33 protein-coding genes are annotated in these 22804 nt (G+C 62.3%); 30 read left to right on the top strand and 3 right to left on the bottom strand.

What is annotated here, in order from left to right; all coding sequences use genetic code 11:
* Positions 1–23: 23 nt before the first annotated feature.
* From LDB26_RS15925 to LDB26_RS15915, 3 genes are read left to right on the top strand one after another with little or no spacing between them, the layout of a single operon-like run.
* Complete coding sequence (locus LDB26_RS15925; protein ID WP_257539134.1) at positions 24–1133, top strand: Ppx/GppA phosphatase family protein; 1110 nt, start codon at positions 24–26, stop codon at positions 1131–1133.
* Positions 1130–1804 carry an RlmE family RNA methyltransferase gene (locus tag LDB26_RS15920; protein WP_062061219.1) on the top strand — a complete coding sequence of 225 codons (675 nt, stop codon included), beginning with the start codon at positions 1130–1132 and terminating at the stop codon, positions 1802–1804. The genes LDB26_RS15925 and LDB26_RS15920 overlap by 4 nt, the downstream gene beginning before the upstream one ends.
* A 30-nt stretch (positions 1805–1834) precedes the next feature.
* Positions 1835–3343: a YifB family Mg chelatase-like AAA ATPase gene (locus LDB26_RS15915; RefSeq protein ID WP_257539133.1), complete on the top strand. Its 1509-nt coding sequence runs from the start codon at positions 1835–1837 to the stop codon at positions 3341–3343.
* A gap of 2 nt (positions 3344–3345) precedes the next feature.
* On the opposite strand, the gene LDB26_RS15910 is transcribed toward LDB26_RS15915, so the two are convergent.
* From LDB26_RS15910 to LDB26_RS15900, 3 genes are all read right to left on the bottom strand, one after another.
* Positions 3346–3774, bottom strand: coding sequence for a polymer-forming cytoskeletal protein (locus LDB26_RS15910; protein WP_257539132.1), 429 nt, complete (start codon positions 3772–3774; stop codon positions 3346–3348).
* Entirely contained in the window at positions 3713–4906 is a 1194-nt protein-coding gene (locus LDB26_RS15905; RefSeq protein ID WP_257539131.1) for a M23 family metallopeptidase, read from the bottom strand. The genes LDB26_RS15910 and LDB26_RS15905 overlap by 62 nt, the downstream gene beginning before the upstream one ends.
* Before the next feature lie 163 nt (positions 4907–5069).
* Entirely contained in the window at positions 5070–5414 is a 345-nt protein-coding gene (locus tag LDB26_RS15900; RefSeq protein ID WP_373886123.1) for an EAL domain-containing protein, read from the bottom strand.
* Between the two features lie 366 nt (positions 5415–5780).
* On the opposite strand from LDB26_RS15900, the gene rpsL reads away from it, so the two are divergent.
* The 27 genes from rpsL (at position 5781) to LDB26_RS15765 (ending at position 22778) form a co-directional block, all read left to right on the top strand.
* Complete coding sequence (gene rpsL / locus LDB26_RS15895) at positions 5781–6152, top strand: 30S ribosomal protein S12 (RefSeq protein WP_026002556.1); 372 nt, start codon at positions 5781–5783, stop codon at positions 6150–6152.
* An 18-nt stretch (positions 6153–6170) separates the two neighbouring features.
* Positions 6171–6641 (top strand): 30S ribosomal protein S7, encoded by a 471-nt coding sequence (rpsG, locus tag LDB26_RS15890; RefSeq protein WP_062061191.1) that lies wholly within the window; start codon positions 6171–6173, stop codon positions 6639–6641.
* A gap of 207 nt (positions 6642–6848) precedes the next feature.
* A complete protein-coding gene (fusA, locus tag LDB26_RS15885; RefSeq protein WP_062061188.1) occupies positions 6849–8921 on the top strand; it encodes an elongation factor G in 2073 nt (690 codons plus the stop codon).
* A gap of 137 nt (positions 8922–9058) precedes the next feature.
* Complete coding sequence (gene tuf / locus LDB26_RS15880) at positions 9059–10249, top strand: elongation factor Tu (RefSeq protein WP_062061185.1); 1191 nt, start codon at positions 9059–9061, stop codon at positions 10247–10249.
* Between the two features lie 203 nt (positions 10250–10452).
* Positions 10453–10761 (top strand): 30S ribosomal protein S10, encoded by a 309-nt coding sequence (rpsJ, locus tag LDB26_RS15875; protein WP_004208724.1) that lies wholly within the window; start codon positions 10453–10455, stop codon positions 10759–10761.
* A 256-nt stretch (positions 10762–11017) separates the two neighbouring features.
* The gene (gene rplC / locus LDB26_RS15870; RefSeq protein ID WP_062068266.1) at positions 11018–11776 is read left to right on the top strand and encodes a 50S ribosomal protein L3; all 759 of its coding nucleotides are present in this window, start codon (positions 11018–11020) and stop codon (positions 11774–11776) included.
* 3 nt (positions 11777–11779) lie between these two features.
* Positions 11780–12403: a 50S ribosomal protein L4 gene (gene rplD / locus LDB26_RS15865; RefSeq protein ID WP_062061183.1), complete on the top strand. Its 624-nt coding sequence runs from the start codon at positions 11780–11782 to the stop codon at positions 12401–12403.
* On the top strand, positions 12396–12710 hold the full coding sequence (locus tag LDB26_RS15860) for a 50S ribosomal protein L23 (protein ID WP_021244946.1): 315 nt from the start codon (positions 12396–12398) through the stop codon (positions 12708–12710). Before rplD ends, LDB26_RS15860 begins: the two co-directional genes overlap by 8 nt.
* A 10-nt stretch (positions 12711–12720) precedes the next feature.
* Entirely contained in the window at positions 12721–13557 is an 837-nt protein-coding gene (gene rplB, locus LDB26_RS15855; protein WP_062061180.1) for a 50S ribosomal protein L2, read from the top strand.
* A gap of 5 nt (positions 13558–13562) precedes the next feature.
* The gene (rpsS, locus tag LDB26_RS15850) at positions 13563–13838 is read left to right on the top strand and encodes a 30S ribosomal protein S19 (RefSeq protein ID WP_021244948.1); all 276 of its coding nucleotides are present in this window, start codon (positions 13563–13565) and stop codon (positions 13836–13838) included.
* Entirely contained in the window at positions 13838–14224 is a 387-nt protein-coding gene (rplV, locus tag LDB26_RS15845; protein ID WP_021244949.1) for a 50S ribosomal protein L22, read from the top strand. Before rpsS ends, rplV begins: the two co-directional genes overlap by 1 nt.
* 4 nt (positions 14225–14228) lie before the next feature.
* Entirely contained in the window at positions 14229–14924 is a 696-nt protein-coding gene (rpsC, locus tag LDB26_RS15840) for a 30S ribosomal protein S3 (protein WP_062061177.1), read from the top strand.
* 21 nt (positions 14925–14945) lie between these two features.
* Positions 14946–15377, top strand: a complete 432-nt coding sequence (rplP, locus tag LDB26_RS15835) for a 50S ribosomal protein L16 (RefSeq protein ID WP_037472393.1) — start codon at positions 14946–14948, stop codon at positions 15375–15377.
* A gap of 3 nt (positions 15378–15380) precedes the next feature.
* Positions 15381–15584: a 50S ribosomal protein L29 gene (gene rpmC, locus LDB26_RS15830; protein ID WP_021244952.1), complete on the top strand. Its 204-nt coding sequence runs from the start codon at positions 15381–15383 to the stop codon at positions 15582–15584.
* A 14-nt stretch (positions 15585–15598) separates the two neighbouring features.
* Complete coding sequence (rpsQ, locus tag LDB26_RS15825; RefSeq protein WP_062061174.1) at positions 15599–15862, top strand: 30S ribosomal protein S17; 264 nt, start codon at positions 15599–15601, stop codon at positions 15860–15862.
* 185 nt (positions 15863–16047) lie between these two features.
* Complete coding sequence (gene rplN / locus LDB26_RS15820; protein ID WP_021244954.1) at positions 16048–16416, top strand: 50S ribosomal protein L14; 369 nt, start codon at positions 16048–16050, stop codon at positions 16414–16416.
* The gene (rplX, locus tag LDB26_RS15815) at positions 16416–16727 is read left to right on the top strand and encodes a 50S ribosomal protein L24 (RefSeq protein WP_062061171.1); all 312 of its coding nucleotides are present in this window, start codon (positions 16416–16418) and stop codon (positions 16725–16727) included. The genes rplN and rplX overlap by 1 nt, the downstream gene beginning before the upstream one ends.
* The gene (gene rplE, locus LDB26_RS15810; RefSeq protein WP_062061168.1) at positions 16727–17302 is read left to right on the top strand and encodes a 50S ribosomal protein L5; all 576 of its coding nucleotides are present in this window, start codon (positions 16727–16729) and stop codon (positions 17300–17302) included. Before rplX ends, rplE begins: the two co-directional genes overlap by 1 nt.
* A 53-nt stretch (positions 17303–17355) precedes the next feature.
* Entirely contained in the window at positions 17356–17661 is a 306-nt protein-coding gene (gene rpsN / locus LDB26_RS15805; protein ID WP_007686564.1) for a 30S ribosomal protein S14, read from the top strand.
* Between the two features lie 12 nt (positions 17662–17673).
* Positions 17674–18069 (top strand): 30S ribosomal protein S8, encoded by a 396-nt coding sequence (gene rpsH, locus LDB26_RS15800; RefSeq protein WP_062061165.1) that lies wholly within the window; start codon positions 17674–17676, stop codon positions 18067–18069.
* Positions 18069–18602, top strand: a complete 534-nt coding sequence (gene rplF / locus LDB26_RS15795) for a 50S ribosomal protein L6 (protein ID WP_062061158.1) — start codon at positions 18069–18071, stop codon at positions 18600–18602. Before rpsH ends, rplF begins: the two co-directional genes overlap by 1 nt.
* Position 18603: 1 nt before the next feature.
* A complete protein-coding gene (rplR, locus tag LDB26_RS15790) occupies positions 18604–18957 on the top strand; it encodes a 50S ribosomal protein L18 (RefSeq protein ID WP_062061154.1) in 354 nt (117 codons plus the stop codon).
* Between the two features lie 2 nt (positions 18958–18959).
* Positions 18960–19670 (top strand): 30S ribosomal protein S5, encoded by a 711-nt coding sequence (gene rpsE / locus LDB26_RS15785; RefSeq protein ID WP_082635052.1) that lies wholly within the window; start codon positions 18960–18962, stop codon positions 19668–19670.
* Positions 19671–19675: 5 nt separating this feature from the next.
* Positions 19676–19867, top strand: a complete 192-nt coding sequence (gene rpmD, locus LDB26_RS15780) for a 50S ribosomal protein L30 (RefSeq protein ID WP_062061151.1) — start codon at positions 19676–19678, stop codon at positions 19865–19867.
* Between the two features lie 131 nt (positions 19868–19998).
* Positions 19999–20520 (top strand): 50S ribosomal protein L15, encoded by a 522-nt coding sequence (gene rplO, locus LDB26_RS15775; RefSeq protein WP_062061148.1) that lies wholly within the window; start codon positions 19999–20001, stop codon positions 20518–20520.
* Between the two features lie 192 nt (positions 20521–20712).
* On the top strand, positions 20713–22077 hold the full coding sequence (gene secY, locus LDB26_RS15770; RefSeq protein ID WP_062061145.1) for a preprotein translocase subunit SecY: 1365 nt from the start codon (positions 20713–20715) through the stop codon (positions 22075–22077).
* Between the two features lie 44 nt (positions 22078–22121).
* Complete coding sequence (locus tag LDB26_RS15765) at positions 22122–22778, top strand: adenylate kinase (protein ID WP_062061143.1); 657 nt, start codon at positions 22122–22124, stop codon at positions 22776–22778.
* Positions 22779–22804 lie beyond the last annotated feature (26 nt).

Raw genomic sequence — 22804 nt, 5'->3', positions numbered from 1 at the left:
CGTTGATGAAGTGAGATACGGCCATGGTGCAGCACAGCCGCCCATCGCCGCAGAGTTCCGGCCCAGCCGGCCGTTTTTCGGGCAACCGCGCCCGCAACGGTCCGGACAGTGGGAGCAAGGCTGCGGTCATTCCTCCCCCAACCAAACGGGGCGCCCATATATCGCACCAACGCCATGCCTATGCTGCCATCGATCTGGGTACCAACAACTGCCGTTTGCTGATCGCCAAGCCGTCGTCGGACGGTTTCATTGTCGTCGACGCTTTTTCACGGATCGTGCGTCTGGGTGAAGGGCTGGCCGCCACGGGCTGCATCAGCGACGCGGCGATCGATCGGGCCATTGCCGCTCTGTCCGTCTGCGCTGAAAAGCTGCGCCGCCGTCATGTCACCCTGGCCCGCTCGGTCGCGACGGAAGCCTGCCGTCGCGCCACCAACGGGCAGGCGTTTATCCACAGGGTCTATCGAGAAACTGGCATAGCGCTTGATATCATCAGCGCGCAGGAAGAAGCGCGGCTGGCCGTGCTGGGCTGTCATGCGCTACTGGAGCCAGGCAACGGTCCCGCGCTCATCTTCGACATTGGCGGGGGTTCGACCGAACTGGTGCTGGTGGAAGCGAGAAGAAAGGGCACCCCGCAAATAGTGGACTGGATCAGCGCCCCATGGGGCGTCGTTTCATTGACCGAAAGCGAAGCGTTCGATCACGCCGATCCCGCCGAACGTTTGGCCGCTTATGGCCGGATGCGCGCGCGGGTCGCAGATGCGTTTTCCGCCATTGCACGCCGTCTGCCCCGGGATCAGGCGGATATCCGGTTGCTGGGCACATCGGGTACGGTGACGACGCTCGCCAGCCTGCACCTCAATCTGCAACGCTATGACCGGCATGTCATAGACGGGCTCATCGTTCCCTCCACGTCGATGCGCGCCATTTCCGCGCGTCTTTCCACTATGAACCTGGCGGAGCGGCAGAAGCTGCCCTGCATCGGTACGGAACGGGCCGATCTGGTCGTGGCGGGCTGCGCGATCCTCGAATCGATATTGGACATCTGGCCCGCTGCGCGTCTGGGCGTCGCGGACCGGGGCATCCGCGAAGGCATATTGCGTAGCCTGATGGAACGCGATGGAGGCATGATGTGAGGGGCGCGGGCGCTGGCAAGATTCGGGTGAAGTCGGCGAAAGGGCGCACGGCCCAATCGACCCGCTGGCTCGAACGGCATCTGAACGACCCCTATGTCCGCCGCGCCAAGGCGGAAGGATGGCGCAGCCGCGCCGCCTTCAAGCTGATCGAACTGGATGAGAAATTCCATTTCGTGAAGGGATCGCGCGCCGTCGTCGATCTGGGCGTCGCACCCGGCGGTTGGGCGCAGGTCGTGCGGAAGCTCAGCCCCAAGGCGAAGGTGGTGGGCATCGACCTGCTGCCGACCGATCCCATTCCCGGCGTCACCCTGTTCGAAATGGACTTCATGGACGACAAGGCGCCTGACCTATTGCGGGATACGTTGGGCGAGGCGCCCGATCTTGTGATTTCCGACATGGCGGCGAACACGGTCGGCCATCCGCAGACGGACCATCTGCGGACCATGGCGCTGGTCGAGGCCGCGGCATGGTTCGCGGTCGAAAATCTCCGCAAGGGCGGCACCTTCGTCGCGAAGGTTTTCGCGGGCGGCACCGACGCCGATCTCCTTGCCGTGCTCAAGAAGCATTTCACCACGATCAAACATGCCAAGCCGCCCGCCAGCCGAAAGGGCAGCGTCGAATGGTATGTCGTCGCGCAGGGGTTCAAGGGCCAGCCTGAAAAGCAGGACTGAAACGGCCATCAGAAAAGGGCAGGGGGGCTCTTGGTTTCCACGGTATCGACAGTGGCCTATCTCGGGCTGGAGGCGCGCGGCGTCGAAGTGCAGTGCCAGCTTGTTGCGGGTCTGCCCAATTTCATCGTCGTCGGCCTGCCGGACAAGGCGGTGGCAGAAAGCCGTGAGCGCGTCCGCAATGCTATCGCTGCCATTGGCCTGTCGCTCCCGCCCAAGCGGATCACGGTCAACCTGTCGCCTGCCGGCTTGCCTAAGGAAGGATCGCATTTCGACCTTCCCATTGCGCTGGCGCTGCTTGGCGCGATGGGCGTTATCGATGCGGAAACGCTGGCGGGCTATGTCGTCGTAGGCGAACTCAGCCTTGACGGGCGGATCGCGCCGACGCCGGGCGTGCTGCTCGCCGCGCTCCACGCAGGGGAGCGGGAGATGGGCCTTGTCTGCCCCGTCGCGCAAGGATCGGAGGCCGCCTGGGCCGGACAGGTCGAAGTCATCGCCGCGCCTGATCTTCTCGGTCTTCTCAATCATTTCAAAGGCACGGCCGCCCTGTCGCCACCGCAGCCAGGCGCGGTTGAACCGCCAGCCCGCACTGCGGATCTCAAGCAGGTGAAGGGACAGGAAACAGCCAAGCGTGCCCTGGAGATCGCGGCGGCCGGCGGCCACAATCTATTGATGATGGGGCCTCCAGGCGCGGGTAAATCACTGATGGCAAGTTGCCTGCCTGGCATCCTCCCCGAACTGACCCCCGGAGAAGCGCTGGAAACCTCCATGGTCGCAAGCGTCGCGGGCACATTGCAGGGGGGGAGGATCAGCCGTGCGCGTCCCTTCCGTGCGCCCCACCACAGCGCTTCCATGGCCGCGCTGGTGGGGGGCGGACTGCGCGCCCGGCCCGGTGAGGTCAGCATGGCGCATCTGGGCATATTATTCCTCGACGAACTTCCCGAATTCCAGCGGGCCGTGCTCGATTCGCTCCGCCAACCGCTCGAAACCGGCGAAGTGACGGTCGCGCGCGCCAATGCCCATGTCACTTTCCCGGCACGGGTTCAGCTTATCGCGGCGATGAATCCCTGTCGCTGCGGGCATCTAGGCGATCCGGCCCTCGCCTGCTCACGCGCGCCGCGTTGTGCGTCGGACTATCAGGCGAAGGTATCGGGACCGCTTCTGGATCGCATCGACCTGCATGTGGAAGTGCAGGCGGTGACAGGTGCCGATCTGGTCCTGCCCCCGCCCAGCGAGGGGTCTGCCGAAGTCGCCGCCCGCGTTGCGGCCGCGCGGACGATCCAGACCGAACGCTATGCCGGTACGCGCACCCGGACCAATGCGGAGGTGGATGGCGAAAGGCTGGAAGATGTGGCGGGTCCGGACGAGGCGGGACGGGAGTTGTTGGCGCAGGCCGCCGCCGCCATGAAGCTGTCCGCGCGCGGCTACACCCGCGTTCTGCGCGTCGCCCGGACCATCGCCGACCTTGCCGGAGCCGACCGTGTGGGCCGCGTGCATGTGGCCGAAGCGCTCAGCTATCGTCGCCGCCCGCCGGTGAACTGAATTCAGGCCGCGCCGTCGCTGGTAATCAGCTTCAGTTCGGCGGCTGGGGTTTCTTCACCGTCCCGGTGCGTCAGCCTTCCGTCGATCCGGCTGCCTGGTTCGATGGAAATCCGCCTGTAGGTTACATCGCCGGTGATCCGTGCGCTGCTCTCCACCGTCAGTTCCTCTGCCGTGATCGATCCGTCGACCAGTCCGGCGAGCCGGGCGCTGCTGGCTATCACATGGCCCATGATGTGACTGTCGGGGCCCTGCACCAGCGCGGCGCAGGTGATGTCGCCTTCGATCCTGCCATCGATATGGAGGTCAACCGAGGCGCTCAGATCGCCGGTGATGTTGACATCGCCGCCGATCAGCGAAAAGGGCGTTTTCTTAGCCCCGGTTGCCGATGCCGGCGAAACGGGCCTTTGCGATTTGCTGGATTTGGAGAACATCTTGCCGGGCCTCCAGGAAACGGCGGGGGTTGATGGGTTGGCCGTCGATACGCACTTCGAAATGCAGATGCGTGCCGGTCGAACGGCCCGTCGATCCCATGCGTCCGATGGCGTCGCCGCGCGCGACGGTCTGGCCCACGCGGCTCGAAAAACCGGATAGATGAGCATAGCGGGTCATCAGACCATTGCCATGTTCGACCTCCACCACATTGCCATAGCCCTGACGCTGTCCGACATAGACCACCTTGCCCTTGGCTGCGGCCAATATGGGCTGGCCATGGCGGCCGGGGAAATCCATGCCTGCATGGAAAGCGGCATGACCGTTGAACGGGTCGCGGCGATAGCCGTATGAACTTGTTTCCATCGGCGCCGTTGTCGGCTTGCCCGAAGGGATGGCGATCAGGCCGCTTTCAAGAAATTCCAGGCGGGACAGTGCGCTGGCGAGCCGGGCGAGTTCCCTGGGCATGTCCTCCCGCTCGCCAGGCCATGGCACGAAGGGCCCGCCCTGCGCCCGCGCGGCATTGCGGCTCAGGGATTCGGGATTAAGGCCGAAGCTGCGGATGGCGGCAGCGGCTTTGTCCGCGCGCCGCTCGACTGCGGTGGCGAGCAACAGCGCAAAATGCCGTTGCCGCGCATCGATCTTCATGAGGGGAGCCGCTTCGGGCGCCATACTTGTCTTTGTGGCCGGGCCGCCCTGCTCCGCGTCCTTCTTCGTTTCCGCGTCAGGAGAGCCGATTACCCGCGCCGATAGGGCGCCGCCTTCGGCACCGAAATGCGTCCGGTAGAGATCGTCCATGAAATCCTGGCGCTCTTCCAGATCCTGCGTCAGTTCTTCGACGGATTTCCGGTAATGTTCGACCTTGCTGGCCTTGCTGGCGACGGTTTTGCCTTGCTGCGCCAGCACGGCACGGTCATGTGCGACGGCGGCGCTGCCCGCCACCATGGCTATGGTGAGCGCGGCCCATCCAATCAGCAGGATGGACAATGCCCCCGCGGCACACAGCTGTAAACGCCGGGAAATCCGGATGAATTTCACCTGGCCGCCGGAGCGTAGGAAAATTTCTCTTTCCGGGCAAAAGGCTGCAAGCCTTTCCCTGAAGGAAATCCTCCCCTTCTTGCTTCGTTGCGGCAATTTGCGACCCCGTCCGACTCTTGATTATGAGTAGCGGGCGGCTAGCAAAAAGAATCCGGTTGGCGCGAATCCATCATTACGGACTCGTGACGAGTCGAGCGCTGGGCGCGGCAAAACGAGGAAAAGGCGTTTTGGTTCCTCTGTCGGCGAGAAAAATTTGTCATCAGCCAGCGAACAGGCGGCGGTCGATTCGCTGAAGCTCAGAAATCCGGGACGCGGGGACCGCCGCGCCCAACAGGAAGCCCTGTCCATAAAGACATCCGCCGGCGCGCAGATAAGCGAGCTGATTTTCATTTTCCACACCCTCGGCCACGGTGCGGATGCCCAAACTATATGCCAGGTTCAGCACGATGCGGACGATGGCGGCGTCGTCGGGATTGGTTTCAAGATCCCGGAGGAAGCAGCGGTCGATCTTGATGATGTCGATCGGAAATTGCGTGAGGTGGGAGAACGAAGCATAGCCGGTGCCGAAATCGTCCAGCGCGATGGAAATGCCGGCGGCGCTCAATCGTTGCAGATTATACTCCACAACTTGGCACGGTCATGAATATGCGTTTCAGCGTTGCGCCATTATTTGCCAGAGCGGCACGTTGACCACGCCTCCTTGTTAATGGGGTGGAGCGCATCCGGCCCGTGCTTGACCATAAAAGCCCGCTTCGCTATAGGCGCGCCAGCCCAGCGACCTGCGGCGGAAGGACTCGTCTTTTTTCCACGTTCGCCGGGCGAATACAGAGCTGAACATTGCCGGGTGCTCTTGCGGCTCCAGGGGGCGTTTGCCCGCCGGGGGCCTTTGCTGTTTGGAGATTATCTCTTCTTTCGGCCAGGAACGCGGGAGTGCGCGCGGTAAAGTAACTGAAAAAAGGTGAAGGGCTTCATGCCAACAATCAACCAGCTGGTCCGCAAGGGCCGCGAACCGCAGAAGGCCAAGTCGAAGGTCCCTGCAATGGATGCGAACCCGCAGAAGCGCGGCGTTTGCACCCGCGTCTACACGACGACCCCGAAGAAGCCGAACTCGGCTCTCCGTAAGGTGGCGAAGGTGCGTCTGGTCAACCAGCGCGAAGTCATCACCTACATTCCGGGTGAAGGTCATAACCTTCAGGAGCATAGCGTTGTGCTGATCCGTGGCGGCCGCGTACGCGACCTTCCCGGTGTGCGCTACCATGTGCTGCGCGGCGTTCTGGATACCCAGGGCGTCAAGGACCGTAAGCAGAGCCGTTCCAAATACGGCGCGAAGCGTCCTAAGTAAGAAGGGGAGACCAATAATATGTCACGTCGTCGTCGCCCCGAAAAGCGCGTTATCCTGCCCGATCCCAAGTTCGGCGATATCGTTCTTTCCAAGTTCATGAACAGCATCATGCAGGACGGCAAGAAAGCCGTTGCCGAATCGATCGTCTATGGTGCGCTGGATACCGTCGAGGCCAAGGCCAAGAAGGACCCGATCCAGATGTTCCATGACGCGCTGAACAATGTGAAGCCCGGCATCGAGGTCCGCAGCCGCCGCGTTGGCGGTGCGACCTATCAGGTGCCCGTCGAAGTGCGCCCCGAGCGCGCCCAGGCGCTGGCCATCCGCTGGCTTATCACCGCGTCGCGCAACCGTAGCGAAACCACCATGGCCGCCCGCCTGTCGGGCGAGCTTCTGGACGCTGCCAACAACCGCGGCAATGCGGTCAAGAAGCGCGAAGACACGCACCGCATGGCGGAAGCGAACCGCGCCTTCTCGCACTATCGCTGGTAAGCACTATATTGGGAAGCGGGGGCCATGCGGTTCCCGCTTCCCTGGTTCCCGTTCGCCCTGAGCTTGTCAAAGGGCTGCACGCCTTCCCGGGAAGGAAACAGGGCTTCGATAAGCTCTCCTGAGTGCAGTCGAAGGGCCGAACGGATTGAAGTTTCAGTCCCAAGTCTCAAGGTTTGACCGCCGCATCGCGGCAACGGAGTAACGATCATGGCCCGCAGCCATCCGCTCGAACGCTATCGCAATTTCGGTATCATGGCGCATATTGACGCCGGTAAGACCACCACGACCGAGCGTATCCTTTATTATACCGGCAAGTCCTACAAGATCGGCGAAGTCCATGACGGCGCCGCCACCATGGACTGGATGGAGCAGGAGCAGGAGCGTGGCATCACCATCACGTCCGCGGCCACCACTTGCTTCTGGAACGACCACCGCCTGAACATCATCGATACGCCCGGCCACGTCGACTTCACCATCGAAGTCGAGCGTTCGCTGCGCGTGCTGGACGGCGCGGTCGCCGCGTTTGATGGCGTGGCGGGCGTTGAGCCGCAGTCGGAAACCGTGTGGCGCCAGGCGGACAAGTACAAAGTGCCGCGGATGTGCTACATCAACAAGCTCGACCGCACCGGCGCGAATTTCTACTATTGCGTGCAGACGATCATTGATCGCCTGGGCGCTATCCCGGCCGTCCTCTATCTCCCCATTGGCGCGGAGTCGGACTTTGTCGGCCTGGTCGATCTCGTGCATGACCGCGCGATCATCTGGAAGGATGAAAGCCTGGGCGCCGAGTTCGAATATAAGGAAATTCCGGCCGATCTGGCCGACAAGGCCGCCGAATATCGCGAAAGGCTGATCGAACTTGCCGTCGAGCAGGACGATGAGGCGATGGAAGCCTATCTGGAAGGCAATCTGCCTGATGTCGATACGCTCAAGAAGCTGATCCGCAAGGGTACGCTCGGGCAGGCATTCGTACCGGTGCTGTGCGGCTCCTCGTTCAAGAACAAGGGCGTGCAGCCGCTGCTCGACGCCGTTGTCGACTACCTGCCCAGTCCGCTCGACATTGAAGACGTGCAGGGCGTCAAGATGGACGGCGAAACCCCCGACAGTCGCCCGACGAGCGACGATGCGCCGTTCGCTGGCCTTGCGTTCAAGATCATGAACGATCCCTTCGTCGGCTCGCTGACCTTCCTGCGCGTTTATTCGGGCACCCTGACCAAGGGCACCTATCTGAACTCGGTCAAGGACAAGAAGGAAAAGATCGGCCGTATGCTCCTCATGCATGCGAACAGCCGTGAAGACGTCGATACGGCCTATGCCGGCGACATCGTCGCGCTGGCCGGGATGAAGGAAACGACTACCGGCGACACGCTGTGTTCGGAAAAGCAGCCGATCATTCTGGAACGGATGGAATTTCCCGAGCCGGTGATTGAACTGTCGGTCGAACCCAAGACCAAGGCCGACCAGGAAAAGATGGGCATCGCCCTCAACCGCCTGGCTGCCGAGGATCCATCCTTCCGCGTCTCGACCGATCACGAATCGGGCCAGACGATCATCAAGGGCATGGGCGAGCTTCACCTCGAAATCCTCGTCGACCGCATGAAGCGCGAGTTCAAGGTCGAGGCGAATGTCGGCGCGCCGCAGGTGGCCTATCGCGAATATCTCGCGAAAAAGGTCGACATCGACTATACCCACAAGAAGCAGTCGGGCGGCTCGGGCCAGTTTGGCCGCGTCAAGGTGACCGTGGTCCCCGGCGAGCGCGGTTCGGGCTTCCAGTTCTTCGACGAGATCAAGGGCGGCAACATTCCGCGCGAATATATCCCGTCGGTGGAAAAGGGTTTCCGCGAAACGGCTCTGACCGGTCAGCTCATCGGTTTCCCGATCATCGACTTCGAAGTTCACCTGACGGACGGCGCGTACCACGACGTCGATTCGTCGGCGCTGGCCTTTGAAATCTGTGCCCGCGGCGCGATGCGCGAGGCGGCGCAGAAGTCCGGGATCAAGCTGCTCGAACCGATCATGAAGGTCGAAGTCGTGACCCCGGAAGAATATCTGGGCGACGTCATCGGCGACATGAACAGCCGTCGCGGACAGATCCAGGGCACGGACAGCCGCGGCAACGCTCAGACTGTCGATGCACTGGTGCCGCTGGCCAACATGTTCGGTTATGTCAACCAGCTGCGCTCCTTCACGCAGGGACGCGCGCAGTACAGCATGCAGTTTTCGCACTATGATGAAGTGCCGCAAAATGTCGCGGACGAAGTCAAGGCGAAGATGGCCTGACGATTTTCCCGACCGGCCTGCGCGAGCGGGTCGGTTTGGGGCTGGTAATCTAGAAATTTGCTGCTATGGACGCGCCTTCGCAAGGCGCGGCCGAGCGGTCAAACCACACAGCGGATTTGATTAGAAGGTAGGAAAAAATGGCGAAAGCTAAGTTTGAGCGGACGAAGCCGCACTGCAATATCGGCACCATCGGTCACGTCGACCATGGCAAGACCTCGCTGACCGCGGCAATCACCAAGGTTCTCGCCGAAACCGGCGGCGCGACCTTTGTCGACTATGCCAATATCGACAAGGCGCCTGAAGAGCGCGAGCGCGGCATCACCATTTCGACCGCGCACGTCGAATATGAAACCGAAGCGCGTCACTACGCGCACGTCGACTGCCCGGGTCACGCTGACTATGTGAAGAACATGATCACCGGTGCCGCCCAGATGGATGGCGCGATTCTGGTCGTGTCGGCCACTGACGGCCCGATGCCGCAGACCCGTGAGCACATCCTGCTCGCCAAGCAGGTCGGCGTTCCCCAGCTGGTCGTGTTCATGAACAAGGTCGACCTCGTCGACGACGCGGAAATCCTCGAGCTTGTTGAGCTGGAAATCCGCGAGCTGCTGTCGTCCTACGACTTCGACGGCGACAATATTCCGATCATCGCCGGTTCGGCCGTGAAGGCTCTGGACGGTTCCAACGACGAAATCGGTCGTGAAGCCGTTCTGAAGCTGATGGCTGCCGTCGACAGCTGGATCCCGCAGCCGGAGCGTCCGGTTGACAAGCCTTTCCTGATGCCGATCGAAGACGTGTTCTCGATCTCGGGTCGCGGCACCGTCGTCACCGGCCGCGTCGAGACCGGCATCGTCAAGGTTGGCGAGGAAGTCGAGATCGTCGGTATCAAGGATACCCGCAAGACCACCGTCACCGGCGTCGAAATGTTCCGCAAGCTGCTCGACGAGGGCCGCGCGGGCGACAATATCGGCGCGCTGGTTCGTGGCGTGGGTCGTGAAGATGTCGAGCGTGGCCAGGTTCTGGCTAAGCCCGGTTCGGTTACGCCGCACACCGAGTTCGATGCGGAAGTCTATGTGTTGTCGAAGGAAGAAGGTGGCCGTCACACGCCGTTCTTCGCCAACTATCGTCCGCAGTTCTACTTCCGCACCACGGACGTCACTGGTGAGGTTGTCCTGCCCGAGGGCACCGAGATGGTCATGCCCGGCGACAATGTGAAGCTCGGCGTGAAGCTGATTGCTCCCATCGCCATGGACTCCGGTCTGCGCTTCGCGATCCGCGAAGGTGGCCGCACGGTTGGCGCAGGGGTTGTCGGCACGATCTCGAAGTAATATAGGCACCAAGCGGCGCGAATCGCCTGATTCGCGCCGCTTGGAATTTTCGCCGCCTCGGATCGCCTTTCTCCGGCTCGCAGGAGCTAGAAGGGCAATGTTGAGGCGGTATATTTTTGGTTTGGCGCATTTTCTGAATCGTCAGCTGTTCCAGCTGACTGGAAAATGCTCTGGTTTTTGGCTCTTTCGCATCGGTTAGGGATATGGACAGCAACATCCGCATTCGCCTTAAGGCGTTCGATCATCGCGTGCTCGATCAGGCGACCGGCGACATCGCCGAAACCGCCCGTCGCACGGGCGCCCTCATTCGCGGTCCGATTCCTTTGCCGACGCGCATCGAGAAGTTCACGGTCAACCGTGGCCCGCATATCGACAAGAAGTCGCGCGAGCAGTTCGAGGTCCGCACCTACAAGCGTATGCTTGACATTGTGCAGCCGACGCCGCAGACGGTCGACGCGCTGATGAAGCTGGATCTGGCTGCCGGCGTGAACGTAGAGATCAAGTTGGCCTGAGCCGACAAGTCCCTGCTTTCCGAAAGGAGGGCAGGGTATCGGGCGTTTCGGGGTATCCCGAGGCTCAAACGACACAAGGGATACCGCGCGACTCATGTCGCGGTCCTGGTCCCCCGTCGCTGTTCCCGAGTAGGGGGTGGCATCCAACCCGGACGGGGTGATCTACACATTGGGTTGGCCGCGAAGGAGGAATCCGGAGCGGTTTTTTCGTTGGATACGCCCGCTGCTAAGGCGGGCCTCTATGGGAGTAATGGTGATGCGCACTGGCGTTATCGCTAAGAAAGTCGGGATGACCCGTCTGTTCCAAGAGGACGGACGTCATGTTCCGGTTACGGTTCTTGCCCTTGAGGGCAATCAGGTCGTGGCCCGCAAGGAAGTCGATCGTGACGGTTATGTCGCGGTCCAGCTCGGCGCGGGCGTCGCGAAGGTCAAGAATGTCGCCAAGCCGCAGCGCGGCCACTTCGCCAAGGCGGAAGTGGAGCCGAAGGCGCGTCTGGTCGAATTCCGCGTCGCCGAGGATGCGCTCCTCGATGTCGGTGCCGAGATCGCGGCCGATCATTTCATCACCGGTCAGCTGGTCGATGTTGCCGGTCACACCCAGGGCAAGGGCTTTGCCGGCGCTATGAAGCGCTGGGGCTTCGGCGGCATGCGCGCCACCCACGGCGTGTCGATCAGCCACCGTGCTCATGGTTCGACGGGTAACCGGCAGGATCCGGGCCGCGTCTTCAAGAACAAGAAGATGGCCGGCCACATGGGTGATCGTGAGCGGACCCAGCAGAACCTCGAAATCGTCCGCACGGACGTCGAGCGCGGCCTGCTGTTCGTGAAGGGCAGCGTTCCGGGCGCCAAGGGCACCTGGCTGACTGTCAGCGACGCCGTTAAGGTCGCCCGTCCGGCGGATGCGCCTTATCCCGCCAGCCTGAAGAAGGCTGACAACAGCAACGACAGCGCTCCTGCTGATACCCCGGCTGAAGAAGTCGTGGCAGTGGAAGCCACCGAAGGCCAGGAGGGCTAAACCATGAAGGTCAAGGTACAGACCCTCGACGCGCAGGCCGCCGGCGACCTGGAGCTCAACGATGCCGTGTTCGGCCTCGAGCCCCGCGCCGACATCCTGCATCGCGTCGTCACCTGGCAGCTCGAAAAGCGTCGCGGCACCGCCCGTGGCACCCGCGAGCGTAGCGACGTCGCCCGCACCGGCAAGAAGTTCGGCCGCCAGAAGGGTGGCGGCACCGCTCGTCACGGTGATCGCCGCGCTCCGGTGTTCATCGGTGGTGGTAAGGCTCATGGCGCCCGCGTCCGCGACTTCAACCCCTCGCTGAACAAGAAGGTTCGCGCGCTGGGCCTGAAGATGGCGCTGTCGTCGAAGGTCAAGAGCGGTTCGCTCACCATCATCGACACTCTCGACGTCAAGGACGGCAAGACCCGGGAACTGGTCGCCAGCCTCGCCAAGCTGAACCTCTCCAAGGCGCTGTTCATCGACGGCGACGCGGTCAACATCAGCTTTGCCAAGGCCTCGGCCAACATCGTCGGCGTAAACCTGTTGCCCGCCGTGGGCGCCAATGTTTACGACATCCTGAAGGCCGACTCGCTGGTGCTCACCCGCGCCGCGGTCGAAAAGCTGGAGGCCCGTTTCAATGGCTAAGAAGCAAGCCGCAACGGTTGACAACCGTCATTATGACGTCGTGGTCGCCCCGCACATCACCGAGAAGTCGACCCTTCTCAGCGAGAACAACGCCGTGGTTTTCAAGGTGGCGGGCGATGCGTCCAAGCCGGAAATCAAGGCAGCTGTGGAAGCGCTGTTCGGCGTGACCGTGAAGGCGGTCAACACGCTGGTGCAGAAGGGCAAGACGAAGCGCTGGAAGGGCAAGCCCTACAAGCGTTCGGACGTCAAGAAGGCGATCGTCACGCTGGCCGAAGGCCAGTCCATCGACGTCACCACCGGTATTTGAGGCAGGATAGATGGCACTCAAGCACTATAATCCGACGAGCCCGGCCCAGCGCGGCCTGATCCTCGTCGACAAATCCAGCCTGCATAAGGGCAAGCCCGTCAAGGCGCTGACCGAAGGCAAGCGCAAGACCGGTGGCCGTAACAACAAGGGCCATGTGACCTCGCGCGGTATCGCGGGCGGTCACAAGCAGCGTTACCGCATCATCGACTTCAAGCGTCGGCTGTGGGACGTGGAAGGCACGGTCGAGCGTCTGGAATATGACCCCAACCGCACCGCCTTCATCGCGCTGGTCAATTATCCCGACGGCACCCAGGCGTATATCCTGGCGCCGCAGCGTCTTGCTCCCGGTGACAAGGTCATCGCAGGCAAGAAGACCGACGTGAAGCCGGGCAACGCGATGGAACTGGGTCAGATGCCGGTCGGTACCATCATCCACAATATCGAGATGAAGCCCGGCAAGGGCGGTCAGCTCTGCCGTTCGGCGGGCACTTACGCCCAGCTGGTCGGTCGCGATCGTGGCATGGTGATGGTTCGCCTGTCTTCGGGCGAACAGCGCTACATCCGCTCGGATTGCATGGGCACCGTTGGCGCCGTGTCGAACCCCGACAACGCGAACACCAATCTCGCCAAGGCGGGCCGCAGTCGCTGGCTCGGCCGCCGTCCGCTGACGCGCGGCGTGGCGAAGAACCCGGTCGATCACCCGCATGGTGGTGGTGAAGGCCGCACCTCGGGCGGCCGTCATCCGGTCACGCCCTGGGGCAAGCCGACCAAGGGTGCGCGCACCCGCCACAACAAGGCGACGGACAAGTTCATCATCCGTAGCCGCCACGCCAAGAAGAAGAGGTAAGCGAGATGGCTCGTTCCGTCTGGAAAGGTCCGTTCGTGGACCTCAGCCTTCTGAAGAAGGCGGAAGCCGCGCAGGACGCCGGTGGCCGTGCGCCGATCAAGACCTGGTCGCGCCGCTCCACCATCCTGCCGCAGTTCGTCGGCCTGACGTTCAACGTCTATAACGGCCGCAAGCATGTTCCGGTGTCCGTCAACGAGGATATGGTGGGTCACAAGCTGGGCGAATTCGCTCCGACCCGCTACTTCCCCGGCCACGCCGCCGACAAGAAGGGCAAGCGCTAATGAGCAAGGAAAAAGCTCCCCGTCGCGTCGCCGACAATGAGGCGCTGGCCGTTGGCACGCAGATTCGCGGTTCGGCCCAGAAGCTGAACCTGGTCGCCGCGCTGATCCGTGGCCGGAAGGTCGAGGACGCGCTCAATGTGCTCACCTTCTCGAAGAAGGCGATGGCCGTCGACGTGCGCAAGGTGCTGGCCTCGGCCATCGCCAATGCGGAAAACAACCACAATCTGGACGTCGACGCGCTGGTCGTCGCGGAAGCATCGGTGGGCAAGAGCTTCACCCTGAAGCGCTTCCACGCTCGCGGCCGCGGCAAATCGACCCGGATCCTCAAGCCCTTCAGCCGCGTACGCATTGTCGTGCGTGAAGCTGGCGAAGAAGCGGAGGCGTAAGCACATGGGTCACAAGAGCAATCCGATCGGTCTGCGTCTTCAGATCAACCGCACCTGGGACAGCCGCTGGTTCGCCGAAGGCGCCGACTATGGCCGTCTGCTGCTGGAAGATCTCAAGATCCGCAAGTTCATCATGAAGTCGCTGCCGCAGGCTGCGATCTCCAAGGTGGTGATCGAACGTCCCGCCAAGCTGTGCCGCGTATCGATCTACGCTGCCCGTCCCGGTGTCATCATCGGCAAGAAGGGCGCGGACATCGAGAAGCTGCGTAAGAAGCTGAGCGCGCTCACGTCGTCGGACGTGTCGCTGAACATCGTCGAGATCCGCAAGCCGGAAATCGATAGCAAGCTCGTCGCACAGGGCATCGCCGATCAGCTCGAACGCCGCGTGGCGTTCCGCCGGGCGATGAAGCGGGCGGTGCAGTCGGCCCTGCGTCTGGGCGCTGAAGGCATCAAGATCACCTGCGGCGGCCGTCTGGGCGGCGCGGAGATCGCGCGCGTCGAATGGTATCGCGAAGGCCGCGTTCCGCTGCACACGCTGCGTGCGAACGTCGATTATGCCGAAGCCGAAGCCCACACCGCTTATGGCGTCTGCGGCATCAAGGTCTGGATCTTCAAGGGTGAGATCCTGGGCCACGATCCGATGGCCACCGACCGGCTGATGCTGGAGGCTCAGACCTCCGGCGTGCGCCCGGCGCGCTGAGAATAAGGTAGGTATAGCGTCATGCTGCAACCGAAGAAAATGAAGTTCCGCAAGACCTTCAAGGGTCGGATCAAGGGCGACGCCAAGGGCGGTTCGGCTCTGAACTTCGGCTCCTATGGTCTCAAGGCCATGGAGCCTGAGCGGATCACCGCGCGTCAGATCGAAGCGGCTCGCCGCGCGATCACCCGCCACATCCGCCGTCAGGGCCGTCTGTGGATCCGCGTGTTCCCCGACGTTCCGGTGTCGAAGAAGCCGGCCGAAGTCCGTCAGGGCAAGGGCAAGGGTTCGGTCGAATATTGGGCTGCTCGCGTGAAGCCCGGCCGCATCCTGTTCGAACTGGACGGTGTGCCCGGCCCGCTCGCAGCAGAGGCATTCTCGCGCGCCGCGATGAAGCTGCCCATCAAGACCAAGGTTGTTGCCCGCCTCGGCGACACCTCGCACCTGGAGGGTTAAGCCGTGGCGAACGTTGCCGACCTCAAGACCAAGACGGACGACGAACTGTCGACCGAACTGAACAACCTGAAGCGTGAGCAGTTCAACCTGCGCTTCCAGGCGGCCACCAACCAGCTGGAAAAGCCCAGCCGGGTAAAGGAAGTCCGCCGGTCGATCGCGCAGATCAAGACGCTGCAGACCGAGCGTTCGCGCTCGGCCGCGAAGTAAGAAGGAAACACACGATGCCCAAGCGCGTGCTGACGGGAACGGTGGTTTCCGACAAGACCGACAAGACGGTGGTGGTTCGCGTAGAGCGCAAGGTGAAACATGCGCTCTACGGTAAGATCATTCGCCGTTCGAAAAAATATCATGCCCATGACGAAGGCAACGCCTACAAGGAAGGCGAGACGGTCCGCATCGAGGAGACCGCCCCGATTTCCAAGCTCAAGACCTGGAAGGTCATCGAGCGGGTGGACACGCACAAGTCGCCTGAACAGGCGGCGTGAGGCTTAGTCACTGACCTATTGAGGTCGCAGGCGCAACGCGGGGCTGGCCTTTTCCCTGAGAAGAGGCTACAGGCCCGCGCTTCGTGCTTTCGAATCTTCCGGGTCGAGGCAGAAAAAATTCGGAACCGCCGGGCCAGAATCGTTCTGGGCTTTCCCGGTAGGCCAAATGAGAAGGAACCGGATCCATGATCCAGATGCAATCCAATCTTGACGTCGCGGACAACAGCGGCGCCAAGCGCGTCCAGTGCATCAAGGTGCTGGGCGGGTCGAAGCGGCGCTTCGCCAGCGTGGGCGACATCATCGTCGTCTCCGTCAAGGAAGCCCAGCCGCGCGGCAAGGTGAAGAAGGGGGACGTGCACCGCGCCGTCATCGTTCGCACCGCCAAGGACGTGCGTCGCGCTGACGGCAGCGTGATTCGCTTCGACGGCAATGCCGCTGTGCTTATCAACAAGAACGAGGAGCCGATCGGCACCCGTATCTTTGGCCCGGTCGTTCGCGAACTGCGCGCCAAGAAGCACATGAAGATCATTTCGCTTGCTCCCGAGGTGCTGTAATGAGCGCTGCCAAGATCAAGAAGGGCGATAAGGTCGTCGTCCTGGCTGGCAAGGACAAGGGCCGCAGTGGCGCTGTGCTCCAGGTGCTTCCGAAGGACGACAAGGTCCTGGTGGAAGGCATCAACGTGCATGCGCGTCACCGCAAGCCCGACCAGTCGAACCCGCAGGGTGGCATCGAGCGCAAGCCCGCGCCGCTCCACATTTCGAACGTGGCGGTCGCCGACAAGGACGGCAAGCCGACCCGCGTCCGCTTCGAGGATCGCGACGGCAAGAAGGTCCGCGTCGCCGTCAAGTCCGGTGAGGTGCTGTAATGGCCGATAAGTACATTCCGCGCTCCAAGGCGCAGTATGACGAATCCATCGTCAAGGCGATGACCGAGAAATTCGGTTACAAGAACGTCATGGAAGTGCCCAGGATCGAAAAGATCACGCTCAACATGGGCGTGGGCGAAGCGACCCAGGACAAGAAGAAGGTCACTTCGGCCGCCGAGGAAATGGAACTGATCGCGGGCCAGAAGCCCGTCATCACCAAGGCGAAGAAGTCGATCGCGCAGTTCAAGCTGCGTGAAGGCATGCCGATCGGCGCCAAGGTCACGCTGCGCCGCGAGCGCATGTATGAATTCCTGGATCGCCTGATCAACATCGCCCTGCCCCGCGTGCGCGACTTTCGTGGTCTCAATCCGAAGAGCTTCGACGGCCGTGGCAACTATGCCTTCGGCATCAAGGAGCAGATCATCTTCCCCGAGATCAACTATGACCGCATCGACAAGGTGCGCGGCATGGACATCATCGTGACCACCACCGCGAAGACGGACGAGGAAGCGCGCGAATTGCTGCGTCTCTTCGGCTTCCCCTTCCCGCAGGAAGAAGAGAAGCAGGCGGCCTGAATGCAGGCCCCGCTTCTCTCCCAACGCTTTAGCTAAGGAAGAGAACTTAAGTCATGGCGAAACTGAGTTCGATCAACAAGAACGAGCGCCGCAAGAAGCTGGTGAAGAAATATGCCGGCCGCTATGCGAAGCTCAAGGCGATCGCGAATGATACGACCGCTGATGACAGCGATCGTCTGATCGCGCGTCTGAAGATGGCGGAAATCCCCCGCAACGGCAATCCGACCCGCGTGCGTAACCGCTGCGAACTGACGGGCCGTCCCCGGGCTTATTACCGCAAATTCCGTCTCTGCCGCGTGCAGCTTCGTGATCTGGCCAACAAGGGCCTGATCCCCGGCGTCACCAAGTCGAGCTGGTAAGGATCATTTGAGATGGCATTGACCGATCCCCTGGGTGATATGCTCACCCGCATCCGCAACGGGCAGCAGGCGAAGAAGGACAGTGTTGTGTCCCCCGCCTCGAAGCTCCGTGCCCGCGTGCTCGACGTGCTTCAGCGCGAAGGCTATATCCGTGGCTATTCCGAAGAAGCTCTCGGCAAGCACCCCGGCCTGCGGATCGAACTGAAATATTTCGAGGGCCAGCCGGCGATCAAGCATGTCGCCCGCGTGTCCAAGCCTGGCCGCCGCGTCTATTCGGGTTCCAAGGAACTGCCGATCGTGCGCAATGGCCTGGGCATCACCATTGTCTCAACGCCCCGTGGCGTTCTGTCCGACGCCGAAGCGCGTGAGCAGAATGTCGGCGGCGAAGTGCTGGCGGAGGTGTTCTGATGAGCCGCATCGGTAAAAAGCCGGTCGCGATCCCCGCAGGGGTGACTGCGACCATCGAGGGCGGGCAGCTCTCGGTAAAGGGTCCGAAGGGCACCCTCGCCATGCCGCTGCGTGAAGAGATCAGCTACACGCTCGAAAATGACGGCATTTCCGTGCAGCCTGCGAACAAGACCAAAGCAGCGCGGGCCTTCTGGGGCATGCAACGCACGCTGGTGCAGAACCTGATCACCGGCGTGACGGAGGGCTTCTCCAAGAAGCTGCTGATCACCGGTGTCGGCTACCGCGCCAACGCGCAGGGCAAAAACCTGAAGCTGCAGCTTGGCTATAGCCATGATGTTGATTTCCCGGTGCCCGAGGGCATTGAGATCAAGACCCCGGATAACACCACGGTCGAGATCAGCGGTATCGACAAGCAGAAGGTCGGCCAGGTGGCTGCCGAGATCCGTCGCTGGCGTAAGCCTGAACCCTATAAGGGCAAGGGCATCAAATATGACGGCGAGTTCATCTTCCGCAAGGAAGGGAAGAAGAAGTAAGATGGCAAAGCTTTCCCTCTTCGAGCGGCGTCGCCGCCGCGTTCGCACCGCCCTCAAGGCGGTATCGGGGGCCAAACCCCGTCTCAGCGTCCATCGTTCGGGCCGGCACATCTATGCCCAGGTCATTGACGACGCGCAGGGCCGCACCGTTGCTGCCGCTTCGACCCTGGAAAAGGATGTTCGCGGCAAGACCGGTGCGAACGCCGAAGCCGCGGCCGAAGTCGGCAAGCGCGTTGCGGCTGCCGCGACCGCCGCTGGCGTCACCCAGGTCGTGTTCGACCGCGGTGGCTTCCTGTTCCATGGCCGCGTCAAGGCGCTGGCCGATGCCGCCCGCGAAGGCGGGCTGGAGTTCTGATCATGGCTGACGAAAACACCAATGAAGTCGTCGCGCCCGTCGAGGGCGTCGAGGCTGCACCGACCGAAGGTCGCGGCCCCGGCCGTGGCCGTGGCCGTGGCGGCGATCGCAACCGTGGCGAACGCGGCGGCCGTGGACGCCGCGACGACCGTCGCGGCAACCGCGACGAGGAGCAGGGCGAAGAGCTGATCGAGAAGCTGGTTCACATCAACCGTGTCTCCAAGACCGTGAAGGGCGGCAAGCGCTTCGGTTTCGCGGCTCTGGTCGTCGTCGGCGACGGCAAGGGCCGTGCGGGCTTTGGCCATGGCAAGGCGCGCGAAGTGCCCGAAGCCATCAGCAAGGCGACCGCCTCGGCCAAGAAGGCGATGGTCCGCATTCCGCTCAAGGAAGGCCGCACCCTGCACCATGATGGCCTCGGCCATTTCGGCGCGGGCAAGGTGACCGTCCGTTCTGCACCCGCCGGTACGGGCATCATCGCCGGTGGTCCGATGCGCGCCGTGTTCGAAAGCCTGGGCGTCGCGGACGTCGTGACCAAGTCCAACGGCACGTCGAACCCCTATAACATGATCCGTGCGACCTTCGAGGCGCTGGGCGAACAGACCAGCCCCAAGTCGGTGGCGCAGCGTCGTGGCAAGAAGGTCGCGGACCTTCTGCGTCGCGGTGGCGCCTCGGCCGAAGTCGCGCAGGCTGACGCCGAAGCGATTGCGGAGTAATCGATATGGCCCAAGAGAAAAAGACCATCAAGATCAAGCAGATCGGTTCGCCGATCCGCCGTCCCGCAGACCAGAAGAAGATTCTGATCGGCCTGGGCCTTGGCAAGATGCATCGCGTGGTGGAGCTGGAAGACACGGCGGAAGTCCGCGGTGCGATCAAGAAGCTGCCCCACATGGTGGAAGTGGTCGAAGGCTAAGCCTTCCGATCCGAAGAAATAGGACGGGAGAGGGGGAAACCCCTCTTTCGTTTTTTCGGCGGTTGCGCTAACGGCGCGGCCTCATTGGTCCCTTGGGGACAGCGCGAACATAGCGAAAGCGAGTGCACGATATGAAGCTCAACGAAATCAACGATAATGCCGGTGCCCGCAAGGGCCGGATGCGCGTCGGCCGTGGTATCGGCTCGGGCAAGGGCAAGACCGCCGGTCGCGGCCAGAAGGGCGCGAAGGCACGCTCGGGCGTCAGCATCAACGGCTTCGAGGGTGGCCAGATGCCGCTCCACATGCGGATACCGAAGCGCGGCTTCAACAACATCTTCGCCAAGGATTACGCGATCGTGAACTTGGGCGCGGTGCAGAAGGCGATCGACGCTGGTAAGCTTGACGCGAAGGCCACCATCGATCAGGCCGCGCTGAAGGCTGCGAGCCTCGCCCGTGGCGGCAAGGACGGCATCCGTCTGCTGGGCAAGGGCGAACTGACCGCCAAGGTCAGCTTCCTGGTCGCTGGTGCGTCGAAGGGCGCGATCGAAGCGGTCGAGAAGGCCGGTGGCAAGGTCGAAGTGATCGAGCTGGTGTCTGCCGCCGAAAAGGCGAAGGCCAAGAAAGGCACCGCCAAGGCCGCAAAGAAGGCCTGAGGCGCAGCCAAGACTTGCAAGCACGGCCCCGCTGCCCGATATGGGTCGGCGGGGCTATGCGTATCGGGGGAAGGCCATTCGTCGCGGATGGACAACTCCCCGTTCGACAGGGCGCTTCCCTCCCGCTAAGGGGTTAGCGATTCCGGCCCGAATTTTCCGTTTCGGGCAAGAATGATTTGAAGGGCAGCCACGATGGCATCGAGAGCCGACCAGCTCGCATCCAATCTCAGCCTGGCGAAGTTCAGCCAGGCAACCGACCTCAAGAAGCGCCTGTGGTTCACGCTGGGCGCGCTGATCGTCTTCCGTTTTCTGAGCTTTGTGCCGTTGCCGGGTGTGGATCCGACTGCGCTGTCGCAGCTTTACAGCCAGACGAGCGGCGGCATTCTCGACATCTTCAACACCTTTTCGGGTGGCAGCCTCTCGCGCATGAGCCTCATTGCGCTCGGCGTCATGCCTTATATCACCGCGTCCATCGTGGTGCAGCTCGGCGCGTCCCTCTCGCCCAAACTGGCGGCGATCAAGAAGGAAGGCGAAAGCGGTCGCAAGAAGCTCAACCAATATACCCGTTACGGCACGGTCGGCCTGACCGCCGTGCAGGGCTATTTCATCGCCGTTGGCCTTGAAAGCTTCGGCGCGCAATCGGGCGTGCAGGCGGTGGTCGATCCAGGGATGCTGTTCCGCGTCGCGGCGGTGGTCTCGCTGATCGGCGGCACCATGTTCCTGATGTGGCTGGGCGAGCAGATCACGTCGCGCGGCATCGGCAACGGCGTATCGCTCATCATCATGGCGGGCATCGTCGCCCAGCTTCCGGTGACGCTGGGCAATCTCTTCAAGTCCGGCCGCGAAGGGTCGATTTCCGGCCTGCTCATCATGCTCATCATCGTGCTGGCGCTGGGTCTGGTCCTGTTGATCTGCTACATGGAACGCGCGCAGCGCCGGGTGTTGATCCAATATCCCAAGCGTCAGACGCGGCAGGGCATCATGCAGGCGGATCGCAGCCATTTGCCGCTCAAGGTCAATACCGCGGGCGTCATTCCGCCGATCTTCGCGTCCTCGCTGTTGCTGCTCCCGCTCACCATCTCGCAGTTCGCGGGGCAGACGGTGGCCGGCGAAAGCAGGCTGGGTGATTTCGTGCTGACGCTGAACCAGTATCTGGCGCATGGCAGCCCGGTCTATATGGCGCTCTATGGCCTGGGCATCGTCTTTTTCTGTTTCTTCTACACCGCCGTGGTGTTCAATCCGGAAGAGACGGCGGACAATCTCAAGCGCAATGGCGGTTTCATTCCCGGCATTCGTCCGGGCAAGAATACCGAAAATTATCTGGATTATGTGCTGACGCGGATCACCGTGATCGGCGCGGCCTATCTGGCCTTCATCTGCCTGGTGCCGGAATTCGCGATCGCGCGGGCGGGCATCCCCTTCTATCTGGGGGGCACGAGCCTGCTGATCGTGGTCAATGTGACAGTCGACACGGTCACCCAGATCCAAAGCCATCTGCTCGCCCATCAATATGGTGACCTCATCAAGAAGGCGAAGCTGAAAGGCCGGATGCGCTGAGGGGCGCGCAGGCATAAGCGCAAGACAAGGGGAGAATGCGCGCAATGAATATCATTCTGCTCGGCCCTCCGGGCGCCGGTAAGGGCACGCAGGCCAGCCGTCTGGTGGAAGATCGGGGCATGGTCCAGCTCTCCACGGGCGACATGCTGCGCGCTGCGGTCAAGGCGGGTACGCCCGTCGGCCTCAAGGCGAAGGCCGTGATGGAAGCGGGTGAACTGGTGTCCGATGAAATCGTGTCGGGCATCATCGGCGAAGCGCTCGATGCGTTGCCTGCGGAAACCGGTGTGATCTTCGACGGCTATCCCCGTACGGAGGCGCAGGCCCATTCGCTCGACACCATCCTGGCCGAGCGTAATCGCATGCTCGACCATGTGATCGAACTGGACGTGGACGAAGATGCGCTGGTGGAGCGTATCACCGGCCGTTTCACCTGCGCCACCTGCGGCGCGGGCTATCATGACAGCTTCAAGAAGCCGAAGATCGAAGGCGAGTGCGACAAGTGCCACGGCCATGAGTTCAAGCGCCGGCCGGACGACAATGAAGAAACCGTCCGCACCCGCATGGCCGAATATCGCGCCAAGACCGCGCCGATCCTGCCGATCTATGAAGCGCGCGGCATTGTGTCGCGCGTTGACGGCATGGCGGACATGGACGATGTGACGGCTGCCATCGCTGCTATCTTGGACGGCAGCGCCGCCTGAATTATCTTGCCCTCTCCTTACGCAGG

Origin of the sequence: Sphingobium sp. CFD-1, from assembly GCF_024611115.1 — a bacterium.
In the GTDB taxonomy this organism is placed as follows: domain Bacteria; phylum Pseudomonadota; class Alphaproteobacteria; order Sphingomonadales; family Sphingomonadaceae; genus Sphingobium; species Sphingobium baderi_A.
Note: the sequence above shows the minus strand (reverse complement) of the source record. Positions and strands in the feature narration are given on the sequence as shown.